This is a genomic window from Cellulomonas sp. NPDC055163, assembly GCF_053607065.1.
The window spans coordinates 38227-60456 of the sequence record NZ_JBSGSU010000012.1 but is presented as its reverse complement, the minus strand read 5'-3'; the positions used below and the strand labels follow the sequence as shown (position 1 = coordinate 60456).

The 22230-nt window shown below is 75.3% G+C and carries 18 protein-coding genes; 3 read left to right on the top strand and 15 right to left on the bottom strand.

The window, feature by feature from the left end:
- The first annotated feature begins 3 nt into the window (after nt 1-3).
- A complete protein-coding gene (gene serC / locus ACWFNE_RS19295; RefSeq protein WP_452124038.1) occupies nt 4-1158 on the top strand; it encodes a phosphoserine transaminase in 1155 nt (384 codons plus the stop codon).
- Between the two features lie 19 nt (nt 1159-1177).
- Nucleotides 1178-2473, top strand: a complete 1296-nt coding sequence (locus ACWFNE_RS19290) for an MFS transporter (protein ID WP_452124037.1) — start codon at nt 1178-1180, stop codon at nt 2471-2473.
- Between the two features lie 84 nt (nt 2474-2557).
- On the opposite strand, the gene ACWFNE_RS19285 is transcribed toward ACWFNE_RS19290, so the two are convergent.
- The 6 genes from ACWFNE_RS19285 to ACWFNE_RS19260 all read right to left on the bottom strand — a co-directional run bounded on the left by ACWFNE_RS19285 (nt 2558) and on the right by ACWFNE_RS19260 (nt 9719).
- Nucleotides 2558-3220, bottom strand: a complete 663-nt coding sequence (locus ACWFNE_RS19285; protein WP_452124036.1) for an LPXTG cell wall anchor domain-containing protein — start codon at nt 3218-3220, stop codon at nt 2558-2560.
- 178 nt (nt 3221-3398) lie between these two features.
- Nucleotides 3399-5363, bottom strand: coding sequence for a DUF4012 domain-containing protein (locus ACWFNE_RS19280; protein WP_452124069.1), 1965 nt, complete (start codon nt 5361-5363; stop codon nt 3399-3401).
- A 116-nt stretch (nt 5364-5479) separates the two neighbouring features.
- Nucleotides 5480-6835: an MFS transporter gene (locus ACWFNE_RS19275; protein ID WP_452124035.1), complete on the bottom strand. Its 1356-nt coding sequence runs from the start codon at nt 6833-6835 to the stop codon at nt 5480-5482.
- Nucleotides 6832-7407, bottom strand: a complete 576-nt coding sequence (locus tag ACWFNE_RS19270) for a MarR family winged helix-turn-helix transcriptional regulator (RefSeq protein WP_452124034.1) — start codon at nt 7405-7407, stop codon at nt 6832-6834. Before ACWFNE_RS19270 ends, ACWFNE_RS19275 begins: the two co-directional genes overlap by 4 nt.
- Before the next feature lie 264 nt (nt 7408-7671).
- Nucleotides 7672-8391 (bottom strand): CAP domain-containing protein, encoded by a 720-nt coding sequence (locus ACWFNE_RS19265; RefSeq protein ID WP_452124033.1) that lies wholly within the window; start codon nt 8389-8391, stop codon nt 7672-7674.
- Between the two features lie 2 nt (nt 8392-8393).
- Nucleotides 8394-9719 (bottom strand): UDP-glucose dehydrogenase family protein, encoded by a 1326-nt coding sequence (locus tag ACWFNE_RS19260; RefSeq protein WP_452124032.1) that lies wholly within the window; start codon nt 9717-9719, stop codon nt 8394-8396.
- A gap of 71 nt (nt 9720-9790) precedes the next feature.
- Between ACWFNE_RS19260 and ACWFNE_RS19255 the strand changes: the two genes are divergently transcribed.
- Nucleotides 9791-10309: a VanZ family protein gene (locus ACWFNE_RS19255; RefSeq protein WP_452124031.1), complete on the top strand. Its 519-nt coding sequence runs from the start codon at nt 9791-9793 to the stop codon at nt 10307-10309.
- A 3-nt stretch (nt 10310-10312) separates the two neighbouring features.
- On the opposite strand, the gene ACWFNE_RS19250 is transcribed toward ACWFNE_RS19255, so the two are convergent.
- From ACWFNE_RS19250 to ACWFNE_RS19210, 9 genes are read right to left on the bottom strand one after another with little or no spacing between them, the layout of a single operon-like run.
- Nucleotides 10313-11794, bottom strand: coding sequence for an NCS2 family permease (locus ACWFNE_RS19250; RefSeq protein ID WP_452124030.1), 1482 nt, complete (start codon nt 11792-11794; stop codon nt 10313-10315).
- 53 nt (nt 11795-11847) lie between these two features.
- Nucleotides 11848-13158: a hypothetical protein gene (locus ACWFNE_RS19245; RefSeq protein WP_452124029.1), complete on the bottom strand. Its 1311-nt coding sequence runs from the start codon at nt 13156-13158 to the stop codon at nt 11848-11850.
- 2 nt (nt 13159-13160) lie between these two features.
- Complete coding sequence (locus tag ACWFNE_RS19240) at nt 13161-14357, bottom strand: glycosyltransferase (RefSeq protein WP_452124028.1); 1197 nt, start codon at nt 14355-14357, stop codon at nt 13161-13163.
- Entirely contained in the window at nt 14354-15445 is a 1092-nt protein-coding gene (locus ACWFNE_RS19235) for a glycosyltransferase family 4 protein (RefSeq protein WP_452124027.1), read from the bottom strand. Before ACWFNE_RS19235 ends, ACWFNE_RS19240 begins: the two co-directional genes overlap by 4 nt.
- A complete protein-coding gene (locus ACWFNE_RS19230) occupies nt 15442-16923 on the bottom strand; it encodes a lipopolysaccharide biosynthesis protein (protein WP_452124026.1) in 1482 nt (493 codons plus the stop codon). Before ACWFNE_RS19230 ends, ACWFNE_RS19235 begins: the two co-directional genes overlap by 4 nt.
- Nucleotides 16920-18179 carry a polysaccharide pyruvyl transferase family protein gene (locus ACWFNE_RS19225; RefSeq protein WP_452124025.1) on the bottom strand — a complete coding sequence of 420 codons (1260 nt, stop codon included), beginning with the start codon at nt 18177-18179 and terminating at the stop codon, nt 16920-16922. The genes ACWFNE_RS19230 and ACWFNE_RS19225 overlap by 4 nt, the downstream gene beginning before the upstream one ends.
- Nucleotides 18176-19390, bottom strand: a complete 1215-nt coding sequence (locus tag ACWFNE_RS19220) for a glycosyltransferase family 4 protein (protein WP_452124024.1) — start codon at nt 19388-19390, stop codon at nt 18176-18178. Before ACWFNE_RS19220 ends, ACWFNE_RS19225 begins: the two co-directional genes overlap by 4 nt.
- Nucleotides 19387-20529, bottom strand: a complete 1143-nt coding sequence (locus ACWFNE_RS19215; RefSeq protein WP_452124023.1) for a glycosyltransferase — start codon at nt 20527-20529, stop codon at nt 19387-19389. The genes ACWFNE_RS19220 and ACWFNE_RS19215 overlap by 4 nt, the downstream gene beginning before the upstream one ends.
- On the bottom strand, nt 20530-22050 hold the full coding sequence (locus tag ACWFNE_RS19210) for a sugar transferase (RefSeq protein ID WP_452124022.1): 1521 nt from the start codon (nt 22048-22050) through the stop codon (nt 20530-20532). It lies immediately after the preceding gene.
- Between the last annotated feature and the right edge of the window lie 180 nt (nt 22051-22230).

Here is a 22230-nt window from a genome sequence, read left to right as displayed (position 1 = left end):
ACCGTGCCCGAGGCCCCCGACACCGCGCCCGCGATCCGTGCGATCACCGTCCCCGCCGACCTGCTGCCCGTCGACGGCCGGTTCGGCTCCGGACCCAGCAAGGTCCGCGCCGCTCAGGTCGACGCCCTGGCGTCGGTCGGTCGCACGCTGCTCGGCACGTCCCACCGCCAGCCGCCGGTGCGCGCGCTCGTCGGGCGCGTGCGCTCGGGCCTCGCCGAGCTGTTCGACCTGCCCGACGGGTACGAGGTCGTGCTCGGCAACGGCGGCTCGACGGCGTTCTGGGACCTCGCGACGCTGTGCCTCGTGCGCGAGCGCAGCCAGCACGTGAGCTTCGGCGAGTTCGGCGCGAAGTTCGCGACGGCTGCGGCTCGCGCCCCGTTCCTCGGCGAGCCGACCGTCCGCACCGCGCCCCCGGGGCAGCTCGCGCTGCCCGAGCCGGAGGACGGCGTCGACGTCTACGCGTGGCCGCACAACGAGACCTCGACGGGCGTCGCCGCGCCCGTGCGCCGCGTCGCCGGCTCGCGCGAGCAGGGCGCCCTGACCGTGGTCGACGCGACGTCCGCGGCGGGCGGGCTCGCGGTCGACGTGAGCGAGACCGACGTCTACTACTTCGCGCCGCAGAAGTCCTTCGCGTCCGACGGCGGGCTGTGGCTCGCCGTCCTGTCGCCCGACGCCGTCGAGCGGGCCGCGCAGGTCGAGGGCGGCGGGCGCTGGGTGCCCGAGTTCCTGTCGCTGACGACGGCGGTCACGAGCTCGCGTCTCGACCAGACGCTGAACACCCCGGCGCTCGCGACGCTCGTGCTCCTCGCGGAGCAGCTCGACTGGATGCTGTCGCACGGTGGGCTCGCCTGGGCCGCCGCGCGCACCGCGGAGTCGGCCGCGCACCTGTACGGCTGGGCCGAGCAGCGCGACTGGGCGACGCCGTTCGTCGACGACCCGGCGGTGCGCTCGAACGTCGTCGGCACGATCGACCTCGCGCCCGAGATCGACGCCGCCGCGGTGGCGCGCGTCCTGCGGGCGCACGGCGTCGTCGACATCGACCCGTACCGCAAGCTCGGGCGCAACCAGCTGCGCGTCGCGATGTTCCCCGCGGTCGACCCCCAGGACGTGCTCGCCCTGACGCGGTGCATCGACCACGTCGTGGAGCAGCTGGGCTGACCGCGGCACCGGACCCACGGTGAACGCCCGCCCCGCACCCGCCCGGCTCGTCCGGGACCGGGTCACCGCCGCGCTCTACGCGTGCTTCGGCACGTGGGGGTGGTTCCTCTACAGCTTCGTGCCCGGGCTGCCGCTCCTCGCCGACGAGCTCGGGATCACCCGCGCGCAGGCCGGCCTGCACACGGGGTTCATGGCGTGCGGCACCCTGACCTCGGGCTTCACGAGCGCCGCCCTCGTGCGCCGGCTCGGCCGCCGCGGCGTCCTGCTGCTCGCCGCCGGCCTCCTGTCCACCGGGGTCGTCGCCCTCGTGAGCGCCCCCGGCCTGCTCGTGACGCTGCCCGCGGCGACCGTCGCCGCGACCGGCGGTGCGCTGTTCATCGCCGCCGCACAGCCCGCGCTCACGGTGCACCACGGCGCCGCGGGCCCGGCCGCGGTGAGCGAGGGGCACGGCACGGGGGCGCTCGTCGGGCTCGTGGGGCCGCTCGCGCTCGGCGGCGCGGTCGCCCTGGGGTGGGGCTGGCGGCCCGCGGTGGCCGTCACCGTGGTGCTCGCGGCCGGCACGGCGCTGCTCGTCGCGCGGCTGCCCGGGCAGGGTGCGCTCGGCACCGCGACGGCCCGGGCCGCCGGCACCGCCCCGGCGACGGAGACGGGAGCCGCGGGCGCAGCGGGATCCGTCGACGCACCGCCGGCCGGCGCCGCGGGCGCACGCCCGGGCCGCTTCTCGACCACCTTCTGGCTGCTCTGGGCCACGCTCGTCGCGGTCGTCGCCATCGAGAACGCGACGACCGCGTGGGCGGCCGACCTGCTGCGCACGCACGCGGACGCGGGGACCGGTGTCGCCGCCGGTGCCGTCTCGGGGCTCATCGCCGGGATGTGCGTCGCGCGCTTCGCCGTCGGGCGCCTCGCGCTGCGGTCCACTCCGCTCCAGCTGCTGCTCGCCGCCTTCGCGGTCGCCGCCGCCGGCTGGCTCGTGCTGTGGGTCGCGACGACGCCCGCGCTCGCCCTCGCGGGGCTCGTCGTCGCGGGGCTCGGGTACGGCGCGCAGTTCCCGCTCGCGATCTCGATGCTGCTCGGCGCCGCCGACGGCCGGCTGGACCAGGCGCAGGCCCGCTCGACGCTCGGCGTCGGAGCCGCGGTGGCGGTCGCACCGGTGCTGCTCGGTGGGCTCGCCGACCAGGTCGGGACGCACACGGCGTTCCTCGTCGTGCCGGCGCTGATCGCGTGCGGGGTCGTCGCGGTCCTGCTCGCGGAGCGCGCGCGGCGGCGGCACGAGCCGCACCCCGTCAGCCCGGCGGGCGCGGCCGGAGCGGCCTAGCGACGGGCACGGCCCGCCCCCGGCGCACCGGGGACGGGCCGTGTCATGTCGTGGAGGCCGGAGGGCCCCCGGTGGTTCGGCGGGTCAGCTCTCGGCGTGCCGGCGGGACCGCGCACGGGCCGCGACGAGACCGCCGCCGGCGAGCACGAGGGCGCCCGCGGCGACGAGCCACGGCGTCGTCTCGGAGCCGGTCGCGGCCAGCACCTGCGACGACGCGGGATCGGCGGCGAGCACCGACGACGCCGGCGACGTCAGGCACGCCGACGAGGACGGCGGGTAGGCGACCGTCGTGGTCACGGACTGGTTCGCCGCGAAGGTGACCGCCACACCGGAACCGGCACGGACCCAGTCGAACGCGTCGCCCTGCACCCACGTGCCGTCGGACGCCTTGGTCCAGCCGGGCCAGTCGACGCCCTTGCCGTCGGCACCGGCGACCGCGCCGGGCCACGGGACGCGACCCTCGAGCGGCAGCCCGGACTGCACGACGTCCGCGCCGGACGGGTTGTCCCACGTGATGGTCAGCGGGCTCGCTGCGCCCTCGACCGCGACCTTGTACGTGAGGTAGGGGACGTCGTCCACGCACACGGGCGAGGCGACCTCGACCTTGACGGCGCACACGCCCCCGGCCGAATAGCCGTCCCCGGTGTCGTCGCAGCCGTTCGGCGACGGTGCGACCGCCGCGGCGGCGGGCAGTGCGAACGCCAGGCCGACGGCGGCCGACAGGGCGGCGGCGGAGCTCACCCTCATCGATCTCTTCATGACGGTGCTCTCTCCCATACCGCATCATCCGGACAATCAGGAGAAGCCAACGTAACTCCGGCGCGCGGCGAAGGCGCCGAGGCGGACGGGTGAAACCGCGGAATCACCCGGTCGGTCGCCCACCGGACGGGCGCGCCAGGACGGTCGTCCGGCACATGCCGACGGCTCAGTCGGTGCAGGCACCGGTGACGGTCCCGGGCGCCGTGAGCGTCGGCGTCGTCCACACGTCGAGCCGGTCGCCCGGCGCCGGCGCGGGCACCGTGACCGTGAACCGGTACGTCGCCCGCTCGCCCGGCAGCAGGCGCGAGGTCAGCGTGCTCACGGCGCGCCCCTGCTCGGTGGCGGTGGCTCCCCCGACGAGCTGGTCGCCGACGCGCTGCTCGAGGATCCGGCCCCCGGGGGGCGCGTAGACCGTGATGTTGGTCGCGACGCCGCCCACCGGCAGACCCGTGGCGGCCGTCCCGGTGACGTACCGCGGGTACGCGGCGATGTCACCCGGTGGGGTGTACGCGAGGTCGAGGCGGAGGACGGCCGTGGCCCAGCCGGGTGCGGGCGGCGCGGCGCAGCGCAGCTCTTCGACGGTCAGGTCCGTCGTCAGGAAGTAGTCGAGCTTGCCGCCGGAGCCGTCGTCGAGGAACACGCCCGGGGCCGCCGCCGGCGAGCCCGTGTCGAGGCCCGAGCCGCCGAGCGCCGTCCCCGCACCGGGCAGCTGCACGGCGTACGCGGTGTCACCCGGCCGGGCGAGGAAGTCCGCGCCGAGCGACGTGCGGGCCAGGCGGTCCTGCTCGGCGGGGTGCGCGGACCAGACCCGCACCCGCCGCTCGTCGCTCGCCCGGGCCAGCGCGTCGAGCAGGTCCCGCGTCTCACCGCGGCCCGAGCTGACCGCGGTGAACAGCGCCGAGGCGACGTCGGCGTAGAACGCGTCCGCCTCCTCGGCCTCGGGCAGCCGCACGTACGCCTCGCGCAGCAGGACGTCGAGCACGGTGTCCGCGGTGAGCTCGACGCCGCCCGCCTCGACCGGACCCGTCGCGTCGAGCAGGTACGCGACGGCGACGGGGTCCATGGCGAGCACGCCGTCGACGGGTGTGCCCACGCTGCGCGCCCACATCGCGCTCACCAGCTCGGCGCTGCGGGGGAAGTCCGGGGTGAGGACGGTGTTCTGGACCCAGCGGCCGAGGCGGTCGCCGTGCACCGCGAGCTCCTCGTCGGTCAGCGGGAGGACCGGGTCGTCGAGGGGCCGCAGGTCGAGCGTCGAGCGCTGGTCGACGAGCCGGATCGCACCCTGGTCGGCCGTGAACGCCGCGACCGCGCCGACGATGCCACCCGCGCTGCGCAGCTCGGCGGAGTTGAGCGAGAGCAGCAGGTAGGTGCGGGGGCCGTCGGCGCCGAGCATCGGCGGCAGGAGCCGCGCCGCGTCGGACGCGGACCCGAGGGCGTCGGCCGCGGTGCCGAGCCCGCCGGCGACCTGCGTCACGGGCCCGGCGACCCGGCCCACGAGGCGCGTGGTGTCGAGCGCCCCGACCGCGGCGGCCGAGGTGCGGGTCGTCGTCGCGGCCCGGTCGAGCGCGGGGGCGGCGGCGACGAACAGGCCGAGGTCGATCGAGCCGTCGGCCCGCCGGACCTGCGGGTCGGCGACGAGGCCTCCGAGCTCGACGACCGCGGGCAGCGCGCCGGTCGCGACGTCGTCGACCGCGACCGCGACCGTGCGGACCGCCGTGAGGTTCGGACCGGCCCACGGCACGTGCTCCGCGAGGCGCCAGACCGGGTCGCTCGCCGCCGCACGGGCCCGCGCGGTGTCCTCCTGCAGCCCCGGCAGACCGTCCGCGAGCGCGTCGACGTCGCCCCCGGCGAGCGCACCCTCGAGGTCCGCGAGCACCGCGCCGGCCTCGGTCAGGCCGTCGGCCGCCTGCGCGGCGCGGGAGGCCAGCCAGCCCGCGGCGACGAGCAGCACGAGCACCAGGGCGCCGAGCACGACCAGCGCGCGCCGCAGCCGACGGCGGCGCGGCGGTCCGGGGTCCTCGCCCGGGGCCGGCGCGGGGGCCACCGTCGCGTGCGCGCCCGGCGGGTCCGGGAGGTCCGGCGCGGGCACCGGGTCCGGAGCACTCCCCGGCTCGGGCTCGGCGGAGGGCATCACGGACCGAGCGTGTCACAGCACCCTGTGCGGCCCGTCCGGGGGCGTCGACATTCACCCGGCGGCGTCGAGCCGCCGACGTCCGGTCCGCCGACGTCCGGTCCGCCGACGTCCGGTCAGGCCGCCGACGAGCGGTCGGACGCCTCCTGCGCGCGCAGCCGTCGCGCGGTGTCGGCGCGGGCGCCCGGCTCGTGCGCGCCGTCGGGCGCCTCCGGCTCGGGGTGGCGCACCTCGAGGTGGGGGCGGCTCAGCACGTGGTAGCGGACCGTCAGGTGCCAGCTCCGGGCCGCCCACAGCGCGGCACCGGACGCGACGAGCAGCGCCGAGATGGATCCGATGCCGATCGCCCACCGCGCCCCGAACTCCTCGGCGACCCAGCCGACGATCGGCGAGCCGATGGGAGTCGCGCCGAGGAACACCATCATGTAGAGCGCCATGACGCGCCCACGCATCGCGGGGTCGGTCGTGAGCTGGATGGTCGTGTTGGCCGCGGTCATCATCGTGAGTGACGCGAGCCCGACGGGGATGCACGCCAGCGCGTACGACCAGTACGTCGGCATGAGCGCCATGACCCCGCTCGTGACGCCGAACGCGAACGCCGCACCGATCACGAGGCGGACGCGGGGCCGCTCCCGCCGGGCCGCGAGCAGCGCGCCGGTGAGCGAGCCGATCGCGAGGATGGAGCCGAGGATCCCGTACTCCCCCGCGCCCTTGCCGAACTCGGTGCGCGCCATCATGGCGCTCGTGAGCTGGAAGTTCAGGCCGAACGTCGACACGACGCCGATCACGACCATGATGACCAGGATGTCGCTGCGCCCGCGCACGTAGGCGATGCCCTCGCGGATCTGGCCCTTCGCGCGCGGGACGACGGGCATCCGGTGGAGCTCGGTCGAGCGCATGCGGGTCAGGGCGAGGATCGTCGCCGCGAACGTGACCCCGTTGAGCAGGAACACCCAGCCGGAGCCGACCCACGCGATGAGCAGGCCCGCGACGCCGGGCCCGACGAGCCGCGCGGTGTTGAACGACGCGCTGTTCAGCCCCACGGCGTTCGAGAGCCTCTCGCGCGGGACGAGCTCGGCGACGAACGTGTTGCGCACCGGGCCGTCGATCGCGGACACGCAGCCGAGGAGGCCCGCGAACACGTACACCTGCCACAGCTGGGCGTGGCCCGACAGCACGAGCGCACCGAGCCCGAAGGCGAGCACCGCCTGGGCCGCCTGCGTCGCCGCGAGGAGCTTGCGGCGGTCGAGGCGGTCCGCGAGCACGCCGGCCCACGCGGAGAGGAACAGCACGGGCGCGAACTGCAGCGCGGTCGTGATGCCGACAGCGACGCCGGACTCGTCGGTGAGCTCGGTGAGGACGAGCCAGTCCTGCGCGACGCGCTGCATCCACGTGCCGACGTTCGCGACGAGGGCGCCGCCGAACCACAGCCGGTAGTTGTAGTAGCGCAGCGAGGAGAAGGTGGGACTCATTCGGCGGCGAGCCTCCGGAGCAGCTGGGCCGCCTCGGCGAGGGTCGCTCGCTCGGCGGGGGTGAACGCGGTGAGGCGGCGGGTCAGCCACTGGTCGCGGCGGCGGCGCGTCTCGGTGACCTCCGCGGCGCCCTTCTCGGTGAGGCTGACGACGACCTGGCGACCGTCGACGGGGTGCTCGGCCTTGGTGACGAAGCCGAGCTCGGCGAGCGCGTTGACGGTCCGGGTCATCGACGGCGGCTGGACGTGCTGGCGCTCGGCGAGCGCGCCCGGGGTCATGGGGCCGTCCATGTGGATCCAGGCCAGCACGGAGAACTGGTGGTCGGGCAGGTCCGCGGCGCCGCGTTCGGCACGCAGCCGGCGGGCGGAGCGGAAGATGCCGATGCGGAGCTCGCCCGCGAGGTTCTCGGGGCGGCACTGCTTCGCGGTGGGCGCGGGCCGCGGGGCGGCCGTGGCTGCGGACGTGCCGGGCTTCGCCGGGGCACCGGGGGCGGCGGACGTGCCGGCCTTCGCCGCGGCGCCGGAGGTGCGACCCGTCGCCGGGCGCTGCGGGGCGATCTCTCCGAGGGGCATGTTCTTACTCTAGTTCATTACCTTGGGTAAGCAACTGGACGAACCACCCATCTCGCCCGCCTGGCACGAGCCCGGCCAGGACGTACACCGCGAGGGCACGGGCGCGCGTCGGACGACCGGGCGCGCCGCAGTCAGGTCGGCCTCGACCCCCTGCTCGGGGAAGCCCCGCGCGGCGACCCCGAGCGGCGCGCTCGGGTCGGGGCGCTGAATCGTCCGCCGGGTCTCACGCGGGAGAGCCCGCCGCTCCAGCGGATTCCCACCCGCTCACGGGCCGAGGAAGACCGCCGAGCAGAGGACCTGGTCGCCGTCCGCGACGCACGCGACGCCGAGCTCGTCGAGCGTCGGGTCGAGCACGTTCGCGCGGTGCCCCGGCGAGCCGAGCCAGGCGTCGACGACGGCGGGCGGTTCCGCGGCGGCGCGGCTAAGGTTCTCCGCGGCGACGGTCGGCCCGGCACAGGCCGCGAGGACCGGCCCGAGCGGCGCGTGCGCGAGCGCGTCCTGGCCCACGAGGGCTGCGGCGCGCGTCGCAGCCCCGTCGCGTGCGCAGCCCGACGCGGCGAGCGGGTCGAGGCCGTCGGCCGCGCGGGCCGCGTTCGTCGCGTCCACGAGCCCCACGGCGTACGCCGCGAGGTCCACCTCGGTGACGTCCCAGCCGTCCGGGGTGCGGGCCGGCGTCGGGACCGGGGTGGGCGTGCCGGTGACCGAGATGATGCGCCCGACGTCCGGGCCACCGCGGCCCAGCGCCGCGACCCCGGCCGCGAACGCCATGAGGACCCCGAGCGCGATCAGCGCCCAGCCCCACGACGGCAGGCCGCGGCGCACGGCCGGCGGGGAGTGCCACCCGTCGGGCACTCCCCCGGTCCACCCGGGCAGGTCCGGCGACCCCGCCTGCCCGGACCCCTCGCCGGACCCGCGCTCGGCCCCGTCGCCGGGCCGCCGCACCGTCCCGTCGCCGGACCCCGCGCCACCCCCCGACGCCGTCATGGTCAGGGGCGCCCGAGCGCCCGGTAGGTCCAGCCCGCCGCACGCCAGCGGACCGGGTCGAGCACGTTGCGCCCGTCGAGGATGCGCCGCTCCGCGACGACCTCGCCCAGCACGTCCGGGTCGAGCTCGCGGAACTCGCGCCACTCCGTCGCGAGCAGCACGACGTCGGCGTCCTGCGCGGCCTCGAGCGCCGAGTCCGCGAACTTGAGGTCCGGCCACTTGGCGCGCGCGTTCTCGACGGCCTGGGGGTCGGTGACCGTGACGTACGCGCCCTGGAGCTGCATCTGCGCGGCGACGGACAGGGCCGGGGAGTCCCGTACGTCGTCGCTGTCCGGCTTGAACGCCGCACCGAGCACGGCGACGCGGCGGCCCACGATCGACCCGTCGCACACCTCGCGCGCCAGGTCGACCATGCGGACGCGGCGCCGCATGTTGATGGAGTCGACCTCCCGGAGGAACGACAGCGCCTGGTCGACCCCGAGCTCGCCCGCCCGGGCCATGAACGCGCGGATGTCCTTGGGCAGGCACCCGCCCCCGAAGCCGAGCCCGGCGTTGAGGAACCGGCGCCCGATGCGGTCGTCGTACCCGATCGCGTCCGCGAGCCGGGTCACGTCGGCGCCGGTCGCCTCGCACAGCTCGGCCATCGCGTTGATGAACGAGATCTTGGTCGCGAGGAACGAGTTCGCGGCGACCTTGACGAGCTGCGCGGTCGCGTAGTCGGTCACGACGAGCGGCGCACCCTCGGCGAGCGGCGTCGCGTAGACCTCGTCGAGCACCGCCTTCGCGTCGTCGCCCGCGGGTGTCGGCACCGCGTTCGCGCCCGTCGGCACGCCGTAGACGAGCCGGTCGGGGTGCAGGGTGTCCTCGACCGCGAAGCCCTCGCGCAGGAACTCGGGGTTCCACACGAGCGTCGCCCCGGTCGGCTCGAGCCGCTCCGCGAGGCGCTCCGCCGTCCCGACCGGCACGGTCGACTTCCCGACGACCACGTCACCCGGCTGCACGTAGGGCAGGAGCGCCTCGAACGCCGCGTCGACGAACGCCATGTCCGCCCCGAACTCACCGCGCTTCTGCGGAGTCCCGACGCACACGAAGTGCACGCGCGAGCCCGCGACCTCGGCGAGGTCGGTCGTGAACCGCAGCCGCCCCGTCGCGGACGTCTCCGCGAGCAGCTCGGGCAGTCCCGGCTCGTAGAACGGCGCGCGGGCGGCGGCGAGCGCCTCGACCTTCCCGGCGTCGACGTCCACGCCGACCACCTCGTGCCCCAGCTTCGCCATCGAGGCCGCGTGGACCGCCCCCAGGTACCCGCACCCGATGACCGACATGCGCACGTTGGTGACTCCTTCGTGAGGGCTGCGTGAAGTGCCGCCAATCTACGACAGCACGTGCCTAGCCTGGCGGGATGACCACCCGGACGCGCCACGCCACCCAGGCGGCCCTCGTCGTCTACCTGCTGGTCGTCGCGTGGATCACCCTGACGCCCGACCTCGCCGACAACGACGCGCTCGGCCAGGTCGAGGTGATCACGCAGTGGCTGGCGGCTCGCGGCGTCCCCGTGACGTACGCCGGGGTCGAGGCGGGGGCCAACGTCGTGATGTTCGTGCCGTTCGGCGTGCTCGTCGGGCTGCTCGTGCGACCCGCGCGTGCGTGGTGGGCCCGGGTCGTTGCCGGCGGGCTCGTGCTGTCCGCCGGGATCGAGACCGCGCAGCTGCTGTTCCTGCCGACCCGCGTCCCGACCGTGCAGGACGTCGTGATGAACACGCTGGGCGCGGTGCTCGGGGTCGTGGTGCTGCTCGTCGGCGACCGGCTGCGGCTCGCCCGCCGCGACCGCCGCGGCGACGGCGCGCCGGCGGGCGACGCGCGCGCGCCCCTCGCCGCCGGGGCGGGAGAGGCGCGCGCGCGGGCGGCGGCCGAGAGCTGAGCGTCAGACGCCGAGGGTGTCCTTGATCGGGCCGAGCGTGAAGTACAGGACGAACAGCACGCCCGCGAGCCACATGAGCGGGTGCACGTCCTTGATCTTGCCGACCGCGACCTTGATGACGACGTACGCGATGAAGCCCGCGCCCATGCCCGCCGTGATCGAGAACGTGAACGGCATCAGGATCATGATGAGGAACGCCGGGATCGCGACCTCGTAGTTCTTCCAGTCGATGCCCGCGACCTGCATGACCATGAGGAAGCCGACGACGACGAGCGCGGGCGTGGCGGCCTCGAACGGGACGAGCTCGACGAGCGGCGAGACGAACGTGGCGAGCAGGAACGCGATGCCGGTCACGACCGACGCGAGCCCGGTGCGCGCGCCGTCCCCGACGCCTGCCGCGGACTCGATGTAGCTCGTGTTCGACGAGACGCTCCCCACGCCACCGGCCGCAGCGGCGACCGAGTCGACGACCAGGATCTGCTTGGTGCGCGGCGGGTTGCCGTTCTCGTCGAGCAGGCCCGCCTCGCCGCCGACCGCGACCATCGTGCCCATCGTGTCGAAGAAGTCCGCGAGCAGCACCGAGAAGACGAGCAGCGCGACCGCGACCACGCCGATCTTCTCGACCGACCCGAACAGCGAGAACTGGCCGAGCAGCCCGAAGTCGGGCACCGACACGAAGGTGTCCGGGATCGTCGGGACGTTGAGCTCCCAGCCCGCCGGGTTCTCCCCGTCCGTGCCCTGCGGACCGACCTTCGCGACGAGCTCGACGACGACCGCGAGGATCGTCGACGAGAGGATGGCGATGAGGATCGCGCCCTTGACCCGGCGCACCATGAGCACGATCGCGAGGAGCAGGCCGAAGACGAACACGAAGAGCGGCCAGCCCGCGACGGACCCCCCGATGCCCAGCTCGACCGGCGTCGCGAGGCTCGCGGGGATGCGCACGAACCCGGCGTCGACGAGCCCGATGAAGGCGATGAACAGGCCGATGCCGACGCTGATCGCCGTCTTCAGCTCGATCGGGACGGCGCGGAACACGGCCTCCCGGAACCCCGTCAGGACGAGCACGAGGATGATGAGGCCCTCGAGGACGACGATGCCCATCGCGTCGGCCCAGGTCATGTCCGGCAGCGAGGCGATCGAGTACGCGACGACGGCGTTGAGCCCGAGGCCCGCCGCGAGCGCGAGCGGGAAGTTCGCCACGACGCCCATGAGGATCGACAGCACCCCCGCGACGAGCGCCGTCGCCGCGGCGATCATCCCGAAGTTCGGGCCCTCGCCGCCCCCGAGGAAGTTCCCCGTCCCGTCCTGGACCGTGCCGATGATGAAGGGGTTCAGCACGACGATGTAGCTCATCGTGAAGAACGTGACGAGGCCACCACGGACCTCGGCGCCGATCGTCGAGCCGCGCTCGGTGATCCTGAAGTAGCGGTCGACGGCGCTGCGCGGGGGCGCGGACACCGTCTCGGGGGAGGTTGTCGCCATGGCACGCATGGTGGCAGAACCTTCACCGGGCGGGCACGGGGTGTCCACGGGTGTTACGTGGTGGTAACCGGGCGCCGGGCGGGCGCAGCGGCGAGCCGCCCGGCGTCCGTCGTGGACGTCGACGGGACCGCCGCCGCCTTCCCGTCCCCCGCGAAACCGCTCGGTCCGACGACCGAGACCATGAAGAGCAGGGCGACCAGGTCCCAGCCCAGCGAGTCGTAGGAGACCGACACCACCGCGACGAGCACGAGCACGGCCCGCGAGAGGGCGTCACCGCGGCGCAGACCCGACACGATGACGGCCACGAGGAGGGTCAGACCGACCAGACCGGTGTGCGCGAGCGTCGCGACGTACTGGTTGTCGAACACCCCGACGTTCGCGATGCCGCCCACGAGACCGCCGATCAGGTCCGTCGCGGCGGCGCCGTGGCCGAGGAGGACGTCGCCCCACCCCTGGTCCGTGACGAGGCGACCGGCGCTCGCGAGGACCCCCTGACGGTGCACCTGGGACCGGGACCCCTCGAAGTCGCTGAACCCGAGCACCTCCACGACGTTGACGCTCAGCGCGACGATGCCGGCGAGCAGCGCGACGAGCCCGTACCAGACGACCTGCCGGGACGACGCCCGCGCGGCGGCGAGCACCCCGAGCGCCACGAGCATCGCGAGCACCGGGCCGCGGCTGCCGGACAGCGCCACCGCGAGCAGCGGCGCGGCCGCGGCGACGAACCACCGTCGCCGACCCGTGCGCAGGCCCATCCAGACGAAGAGGACGACACCCACCGCCGCGACCGTCCCGTAGACCAGCGGCGAGGACGTCGAGCCGAGCACGCGCCCGGGCAGCTCGGGGATCAGGTAGTTGACGCGGCCCTCGATCCGGTCGTCCCCCGAGGGGCGCGGCCAGAACGCCGGTACCCGCAGCACGACCTCGGTCAGCCCGAGCACGAGCTGGGTCACGACGACCACCGGGAGGAGCCGCCGCAGCACGGGCAGCCTCTGCTCGGACGCGCTGGTCACCGCCACCACGAAGAGCAGGAGGATCAGGCTGCGCCCGAGCACGAGCGCGGAGTTCGCGGCGCTCCGGTTCTGCAGCTCGGCGACGGCCGTGTACACGACGAACAGCAGCACGAGGACGCGCGGTCGCTGGTGCCGGACGACGTGCCAGGACCGGGCCAGCGCCACGACGAGCGCCGCGACGGACGCCGCGATCGTGAGCGCGACGAGCTGGTCGTCCCGCCCGAAGGACGGCACCAGCATGGCGAGCACCACGACCGTCGCGATCCCGACCATGAGGGCGTGCCGGGACCGGACCGTCAGGGTCAGCAGGACCCCCGTGACGGCCACGAGCAGGCTCACCGCTGCAGACATGCTCAGGCTCCTCGGTCGGTCGTGCCGCGGCCGGACGGCGTGCCGCCGACCAGCGTGTCGTAGAGGTCCTCGAGCCGCGCGGTCTGCGCGGTGAGGTCGAAGTGCGCGCGCACGCGGGACGCTCCCGCGCGCCCGAGCTCGAGCGCCGAGGCCTCGTCCCCGAGCAGCGCCCAGAGCGCGTCCGCGAGCGCCGCGGGGTCGTGCTCGGGGACGAGCAGCCCGGTCTCGCCGTGCACGACCGCCTCCGGGATGCCGGAGTGCTGCGTGGCCACGACGGCGACCCCGAGGCTCATCGCCTCGAGCAGGGCGATCGGGAGGCCCTCGGTGTCGCCGTCGGAGGCGGTGACGCTCGGGAGCGCGAACGCACCGGCGCGGCCGACGCGCTCGATCACCTCGGCGCGGGGCAGCTGCCCCAGGAAGCGGACGTGCTGCTCGACGCCGAGCGCGGCGCTGTGGCGCTCGAGCTCGGCGCGCAGCGGTCCGTCGCCGATCACCTCGAGCTCCACGTCGCGGCCTGCGGACCTCAGTCTCGCGACGGCGGTGACGAGGTCGCTCGTGCCCTTCTTCTCGACGAGCCGCGCGACGTGCACGACGCGCCGGCTCCGGGGTCCGTCCGCGACCGGCAGCTCGTGGGTGTCGACGCCGATGTAGTGCGTCACCGTGCGCGCGGGGTCGCTGCCCATCGCGATCGCCGCTCGCCGGATCCCGTCGGACACGCACAGCGTCAGGTCGACCGTGCCCGCGAAGCGCCGCCGGCCCAGCCCGTACCGCACGCCGACGGGCCGCAGCGTCCGCACGAACTGCTCCCCGCGCACGGTCGCGTCGCGTCCGTGCAGCGTCACGACCAGCGGCAGGCCGAGCCGCCGGGCGGCGCTCCGGGCGTACAGGCCGTCGGGACCGAAGTGCGCGTGCACGAGCGCCGGGGCGATGCCGGCGAGCACGGAGTCGAGCCGGCGGGAGCGGGCGGTCAGCCCGTACACCGCGTCGGCCGCGGCGTCCCCGCGCCCGAACACCGAGGCGACGCGCGCGCCGGCCGGCACGTGGTGCGGGTCCCGCCGCGCGACGAACCACGGCTCGTAGCGGTCGAGGCGAGCGGCCTGCGCGCGGATGAAGGTCTCCGACGGGACGAAGAGGTTGTGGCGGAACAGCGCGACGCGGGGGCGCTCGGTCGCCCGGGGGGCGGTGGTCTCGCCGGTCATGCCCTGCTGCCCTCTCCGTGCTGGAGACGCCCGAGCTCGACCTCGACGGCGGAGACGGAGCCCGCGATCGTCAGCCGCTCGGCGCTCTCGCTCAGGTGGTCCGACACGGCACGGCGCAGCCCCTCGTCGGCGGCCAGGTCCTCGAGCGCCCGCCGGTAGGACCGCGCGTCCCCGCGTGGCAGCACGAGGCGCCGCCGCAGGTCGGCGTCGCGGTACAGCAGCTCGGCGCAGCCGAACGCCTCCGAGAGCACGACCGGCACACCGCTCATCGCCGCCTCGACGGCGCTGCGCCCGAACGCCTCGCGCGCGGACGTCCCGACGTACGCGAGCGCACCGTCCCAGAGCCCGTCCGGGGGCACCCACCCACCGACGGTGACGTTCACCGGCGCGGCGGCCTCGATCGACGCGCGCAGCGGCCCCGAGCCGAACATCCGGCCGTCGAGCCCGGTGCCGTCCATGACCTGGAGGAACGTGCCCGGCGACTTGTCGTGGTCGTACCGCGCCGCCCAGACCACCCTGCGCCGACCGCCCCGCCCGTCCCACGACCGGGGCACGGGCGCGATGCCCGCCGGGACGATCACGGTCGGCCGACGGAGCGACACGCCGTCGGCGAGCACCGGCGTCGTCGCCCAGGTCGCCCGGGCGCGGGTCAGCGCCGCACGCTCCAGGCGCTCCCACGCGAGCGCGCGGACCGTCGAGGACTCGCCCCGTTCCGGCCACGGCAGGCCCCGCAGGTAGGCCACCCACGGCAGGCGGGTCGTGCTCAGCGCCATGTCGGTCTGCGGGAGCAGGCTGACGACGACGTCCGCGCCGGTCTGACCGGCGAACCCCTCGATGCGCCCCCGGAGCGACCGCAGGCCGCGCAGCCCACCGGCGACGTCCGTGTCCTCGACGACCCACGGCGGGTCGTCGTCGGGCCGTGATCCGGCGGCCGACCCGGCGACGCCGAGGAGCAGGCTCCACCGCAGCCCGCGCCTGCGCGCCTCCGCGACGAGCTCGCGGCTCGACCGGTAGACGCCGGAGCGCGCGTGCAAGGGGCTCGCGACCAGGAGCACGCGCGGCTTCACGCGCACGTGGGCCGCGATCACCGGCCCGGCCCCTTGCGGCTCCGGCCCGAGCGGGCGACGACGGACCGGCTCAGACGGAGGCCGGCCCGCCACGACGCGGGGAACGCGAACCGCAGCGCCAGCAGGTACACGACGAGGTAGGCGGTGCCCCCGAGCACGAGGCGGCCCGACGCGGTGCCCGCCGGCCACGCGGCGAGGGCGTACGCCCCGCACGCGAGGGCCGCGGCGAGCGTCGGGGGCCCGGCCGCGCGCAGCTGCGCGCGGTAGCCGAAGTGGGCGATGCGGCTCTCCAGCACGCAGACCAGGGGCGTGAGCAGGAGGCCGGCGACGGTGTACCCCCACGCCACCCCGACGATCCCGAACGGCAGGCCGGCGACGATGCCGGCCGTCTGGACGACCATCGCGGCGAGGTTGAACCGCAGGTGCACGTCCGCACGTGCCATCCCCAGGAGCGCGGGCGAGATCGTCGACGTGAGCGCCTGCCGCGCGCCGGTGACCGCGAGCACCATGAGCACCGGGACGGCGGGCAGCCACTGCTCCCCGAGCACGAGCGGGACCACGTCGCCCGCCGCCATGACGACGCCCAGCATCAGCGGGACGGCCACCAGGGCGATGCCCGTGACGCTCGTCTCGAGCAGGCGCCCGACCTCGCGCGCGTCCCCGCGGGCGCGAGCCACCGCGGGGAACAGGACGCGCGACACCGACACACCGATCATCTGGACCGGGGCGAGGAGCACCCGGTACGCGAGCGAGTAGTGCCCCAGGGCCTCCGCGCCGAGGAACCTGCCGACCAGGATGTTGTCGACGTTGCGCGACGCCACCGACGCCAGGTTCCCCGCGAACACCTGCGCGCCGAACGAGAGGACACCGCGCAGCAGCGAGAGCCGACGGCTGAACGGCGGGGGCTCCCCGACCGCGCAGAACAGCGCGAGCGCGAGCACGTCCGTCGCGAGCAGCTGGGCGACGATCGCCCAGTACGAGCCCCCACCGAGCGCGAGCGCCACGCCGACCGCTCCCCCGCCGACGGCCGAGACGACGTCGACGATCGCGAGGGCGCGGAACCGGAGACTGCGCATGAGCAGCATCCGTGGGACGACCGCGGCCGCCTTCACGGGGATGCTCAGCGCCAGGACCGGGAAGACTGCCAGCAGCGCCGGCTCGTCGAAGAACGCCGCCACCGGCGCGGCCAGCGCAGCCATCGCTGCGGCCAGCGCGACCCCGAGCAGCACGTTCGCGGTCGTCGCCGCCCCCGCCAGGGCGCGGGTCACCGACGTGCGGCTGATCAGCGACGCCGTGAGGCCCTGGTCCATCAGCACGCTCATGACGGCCATGACGGCGGTCGCCTGCGCGACGACACCGAACGCGCCGGGGCCGAGGAGCCGTGCGAGGAGGACCGAGAAGGCCAGGACGGCGAGCTGGCGTCCGGCGAGCGCCGTCGCGCTCCACCGGATCGTCGAGCCGCCGGCCCGCGGACCCGCGTCGTCGTAGGTGTAGGTCAAGGAACCCGTCCGTCACCCGCCGCGACCGCCGTGCGCCGGCGCAGGTCGTGTGCCGGGCTCATGGCCCGGCGCCGGAGGTCGGCGAGCACGGTCTCGCTCAGCACCGCCGCACCCGGGTCCTGCTCGAGCCGGGTCGCACGGTCCACGAGCCACTCGGCACTCACGTCGGACATGGGGACGACCCACTCGCCCAGCCCGAGGCCGTGGAACAGCTCGAGCGTCTTGAACTCGTACGCGATCGCGATCACCGGACGGCGCTCGATCAGCGCCAGGATCGCGAGGTGCATGCGCGTCGCGACGACCAGGTCGACGTCGCGGAGCTCGCGGCGGAGCTGCGTCGGGGTGTGGAACCCGGAGTCGACGACGACGCCCGAGCCCGCGAAGATCCGCGCCGCGACCTTCGAGTCGTCGTGGGGGTACCTCGGCACTCCCTGGCAGGTCGACATCGCGGAGACCTCCCACCCGCGGGCCAGCAGCGCCTCCGCGGCGCCGCGCACCGCGCGGCCGTAGGCACCGGCGACCAGCTCGTCCCCCTCGATCGAGCGCGCCCACTGCCGCACGGAGATCAGCGCGCGCCGCCGCGGGCCGGACCCCGGGGCGGGTGCGCCGGGGCCGGGGAGCGGCTCGAGGCCGAACACGGCGTCCGGCACGACGGCGGCGGGCACCGTGGAGCCGGTCCGCTCCCACGACGCGGCCGACCGTTCGTCGCGCAGGTAGACGGCGTCGACCGAGGGGACGATCGAGCGGATCGCGGCGCGCGCCCGGTCGGACTCGAACGGCCCCATCGACTGGGTCCAGAGCACGACGAGGTCCGCCGACCGCCGCGCGATGCCGAGCTCGACCGACCGCGGCGCGAAGTCGTAGTGGTCCACGAGGTACGTCCCGCCCGAGCTCAGGACGACGTCGCACCCGAGCAGCGCCTCGAACGAGCGGCTGAACGCGGTCCGGCGCAGCGGCCACGAACGCAGCACCCGCCGGGCCCGTCCCAGGTCCGAGGCGAGGACGTGGACGGCGCGCGACCGCAGCCGCTGCAGGACCGTGTGCAGCCGGCCCGGGCGCCGGGGTGGCGACACGGACACCTGCTGGAGGATCCGCAGCCCCGGGTACAGCGCTGCCGAGGCGCGCGCGTCGGCGTCGAAGACGACGACGTCGTCGACGGAGCACAGCCCGGCGTCCACGAGCGCGCCGACGATCGCGTCGGCGATCGCGGCGTCGCCGCCGTTCGAGAGCACCGCGTTCGTCAGACCGATCCTCATGCTCGCCTCCTCCAGCTACCGGCCAGGCCCCGCGCGGCCCGGCGGAGCTCGCCGACCAGCGTCGCCGTCGTCGTGCGGTCGTCCGGCAGCTCCGTGGCGGCCGCCCCGGTCGACAGCCGCTCGCACAGTCCAGGGTCACCCACGAGCGCACGCAGCGCCGACGCGAGCGCGGCAGGGTCCCGCGGCGGCACCCGCAGCCCGTTCTCGCCGTGCACGACCCACTCCGCGGGGCCGCCCTCGTCCGCGACGACGGCGGGGACGGCGCGTGCGAGGTACTGCAGCACGTTCTGGCCCAGGGGCTCCGGACGTGCGGAGTACTGCACGCAGACGTCCATGGAGTCCACGAAGGCACCGACGTCGTCCAGGTGCCCGCGCAGCCGGACCTGGCGGTCGACCCCGAGCTCCTCGGCGCGTGCGCGCAGCCGCTCCGCGTACCCGTCGTCCGCGAGGTCGCCGCCGCCGGCGAGGTGCAGCTCCGCGTCCTCGCCCGCGAACGCGGCGGCGAAGGCGTCGAGCACCAGGTCGTGCCCCTTCCAGGGGTCGAGGCGCGCGACCATCCCGATGCGGCGCAGGCCCGCCGGCCGGGCAGCACGCGCGCCCCGGCGCGAGATCCCGGTCGGGCTGGCCACGACGGCACGGCCGGCCGACGGGGAGAGCCAGGGCTCGGCGGTCGCGAGCGTGAAGCGTGAGTTGGCGACGACCGCCGCCGCGCGCGGCAGGACGAGCCGCGTCATCGCCGCGTGGCCCGCACGGCCGAGGCTGTCGACCCCCACCGCGTCGCGCAGGTGCACGACCAGCGGCTGCGGGCGCCCGACGAGAGCGATCGCGCTCAGCACCGCGGCACGGGACGTGTTGGCGCACACCACGTCCGCCGACCTGACGACCGGCGCGCGGCGGAGCGCGAGCACGAAGGACACCGCGCTCGCCCCGATCCTCGCGCGCCGCGCCCAGGAGGCGGTCGAGGAGGCCGCACCGGGCAGCTGGACGGGTCCTCGGCGCACGACGAGCGCCGGCGTCGACGCGAACGCGCCGAGCGGGCCCGACGGCACCACGACGCGCGCGCCGACCCCCCGCGGGAGGTGGCGGAGCGTGCGGGCCAGCGCGAGCTCGGCACCCCCGGCCCGGGACGTGTGGTCGACGAACACCACCCGGAGCGGACCCGGGCCCGACGCGCGCTCGGCCCGCTCGTCGACGTGCGCCGGAGCGGTCACGGCGTCGCACCCCGCTGCGCGGCCGACGGCTGCGGCGTGATCCAGCCGCGCAGCGCCGCACCGAACAGCTCGCCGTCGAAGTCGCGCGCGCGCACCCGGCAGGCGTCGGGATCGCGCGTCATCGCGTCCGCGACCGCGTGCGCGAGCTCGGACCGGTCGTCCGGGTCCACGACGTGGGTGCCGGTCACACCGTCGACGACCGTCTCGCACGCGCCGCCGACCGCGCGGACGACCACCGGGGTACCGGCGGCCATCGCCTCGACCGGCATGATCCCGAAGTCCTCGACCGCGGGGAACACGAACACGCCCGCCGCCTGGTAGAGCGCGAAGAGCAGCTCGTCGGACGGGTCGAGCACGAACGTGACGGGGACCGACGCGGTCTGCGCGAGCGCCCGGAGCGCACGCTCCTCGGGCCCTGCGCCGGCCAGCACGACGGGCAGGCCGGCGGCCTCACCGGCCCGGATCACGAGGTCGAGGCGCTTGTAGGGGATGAACCTCGACGCGCCCAGCACGAAGGGGCCCGGCAGGCCGGCCAGGACCCGCGCCTCGTCCGGGGTGACCCGCTCCGCCCAGTCGCGGACCGACTGGACCCGCCGCACGTCCACCGGGGGGTAGATCACGTCGGCGTCGCGCTCCCACGCCACCCGGACGCGGTCCCGGACGAACTCGCTGATCGCGGCGACGTGATCGGCCTCCGCTGCGCGGCGCCGGTCCACGCGGCGCAGCGCCGGGGAGGCGAGCCGCGGGAGCAGCCCCGCCCCACGGGCGTCGAGCTCGACGTTCCAGATGTAGCGCGCCGGCGTGTAGACGTAGGAGAACTTGGGGACCTCGGGCTGGGAGCGCGCGACGTCGGCGTGGTGCGCGAACAGGTGCGAGCTCGCGAGGACCCAGTCCGGGCGCGGGCCCCGCAGGCGACGCCAGGTCGCGGGCATGAGAGGCAGCGCGGCGGCCTTCGAGCGCCGGAGCGGCGTGCGCGCCAGCCACGTCTCGTGCACGCGCCGACCCGGGTACCGGCTCTCCGGGACGTCGTTCCAGAGGCTGTAGACGTCCGCGTCGGGGAACGCCCCGACCATGGCGTCGAGCACCTTCTCGGAGCCGCCGGTCCTGCTGATCCACTCGTGGACGATCGCGCCCGCCACTCAGTACGCCCCGCCGCTCGCGAGGACGGCCTTCGCCGTCCGGGCGAGGATCAGGACGTCCCCGAACAGGCTCCAGTTCTCCACGTAGTACACGTCCATCCGGATCCCGTCCTCGACGGACAGGTCGGACCGGCCGGAGACCTGCCACAGGCCCGTCAGACCGGGCTTGACGAGCAGCCTCCGGGTGGCGCGCCGGTCGTACAGCGCGACCTCGGAGTCGATCTGCGGGCGGGGCCCGACGAGGCTCATCTCGCCGCGCAGCACGTTGAACAGCTGCGGGAGCTCGTCGAGCGAGTACTTGCGCAGGACGCGGCCCACCGACGTCACCCGGGGGTCCTTCTTCGGCTTGTAGAACAGCCCGACGGAGTCGACGCCCTCGAGCGCGAGCACCTCGGCGAGCCGCTCCTGGGCGCCCATCTCCATCGAGCGGAACTTGATCATCCGGAACGTCCGGCCGTCACGGCCGACCCGCTCCTGCGTGAAGAAGACCGGGCCCTCGCTCGTCGTCCGGACGAGGACCGCGAGCACCACGAGGAGCGGCGACAGCAGCACCGTGAGCCCGAGGGCGCCGAGCCAGTCGAACGCGGTCTTGACCGCGTACCGCGGCCCGGTGAACCGGGGCTCGTCGACGTACATCAGCGGCAGCCCGCTGACCGGCTGCATGATCACGCGAGGGCCCGCGACGTCCGTCAGCGAGACCGTCAGCGCCAGGTCGATGCCCTTGCCCTCGAGGTCCCAGCCGAGCTGACGCACGGTCTCCGCCGTGATCGCGTCGGCACCCGAGACCGCGACGGCGTCGGCGCCGACGCGCTCCGCGATCTCGGCCGCCCGCTCCATCGAACCGAGCACGGGCACCCCGAGCACCGTCTCGCCGTACCGGGCCTCGCCGCTGGCGACACACACCCCGACGACGCCGTAGCCGGCGCGGGGGCTGCGGTGCAGCGTCTCGATGAGGTGGGCGACCGTCGGGCGGTGGCCGATGATGAGGATGCCCGCCTGGTACTCGCCGGCGTCGCGTCGACAGTGCAGCCACTGACGCCAGGCGAACCGGCTGACGAGGAGCAGGGCGAGGCCCAGCGGAGCGGCGATCGCGAGGTACCCGCGGCCGATCTCCATGCGCAGCAGGTAGGCGAGCACCGCGACCGCCGCGAAGAGGCGCCACGTCACGCCGAACACCCGCGAGTACTCGTCGGGCCCGGTGCCGACGACGCGCCTGTCGCGCGTGCGGCCGGTGGCGAGCGCCGCGAGCCACGCGACGAGCAGCACGAGCGAGACCGACAGGTAGCTGGGCGAGAACTCGCCGGACACGGTCGTGATCCCGGTCGCGGAGAAGCGGACGACGTACGCGACCGCGACGGCGAGCAGGACGGCGAGCGCGTCGGACGCCAGCAGGCGGCGGGCGTAGGCGCCCGACCAGCCCGGCGCGACGGGCGGCGCACCGACGTCCCGGCGCTCGGCCTCGGGCGCACCACGCTGCGCCGGGAAACGGAGCTCCCCTACCCGCGGCGTGCGTACCGTCATCGACCAGACCCCCCGGACCGTGTCTTCGTCCTCGCCCCGAGAATACGTGCGCAGCGACGTCTGTCCAGGGTAACCAGGACCGCCCGAGACAATCCCGTGCAATTCGGACAGCGAACGGGTGAATATCGCCGGGAAGCGAGCGGGAGGGCCCCGGGATGCCTTATTGGCTGCCCTGCGTGC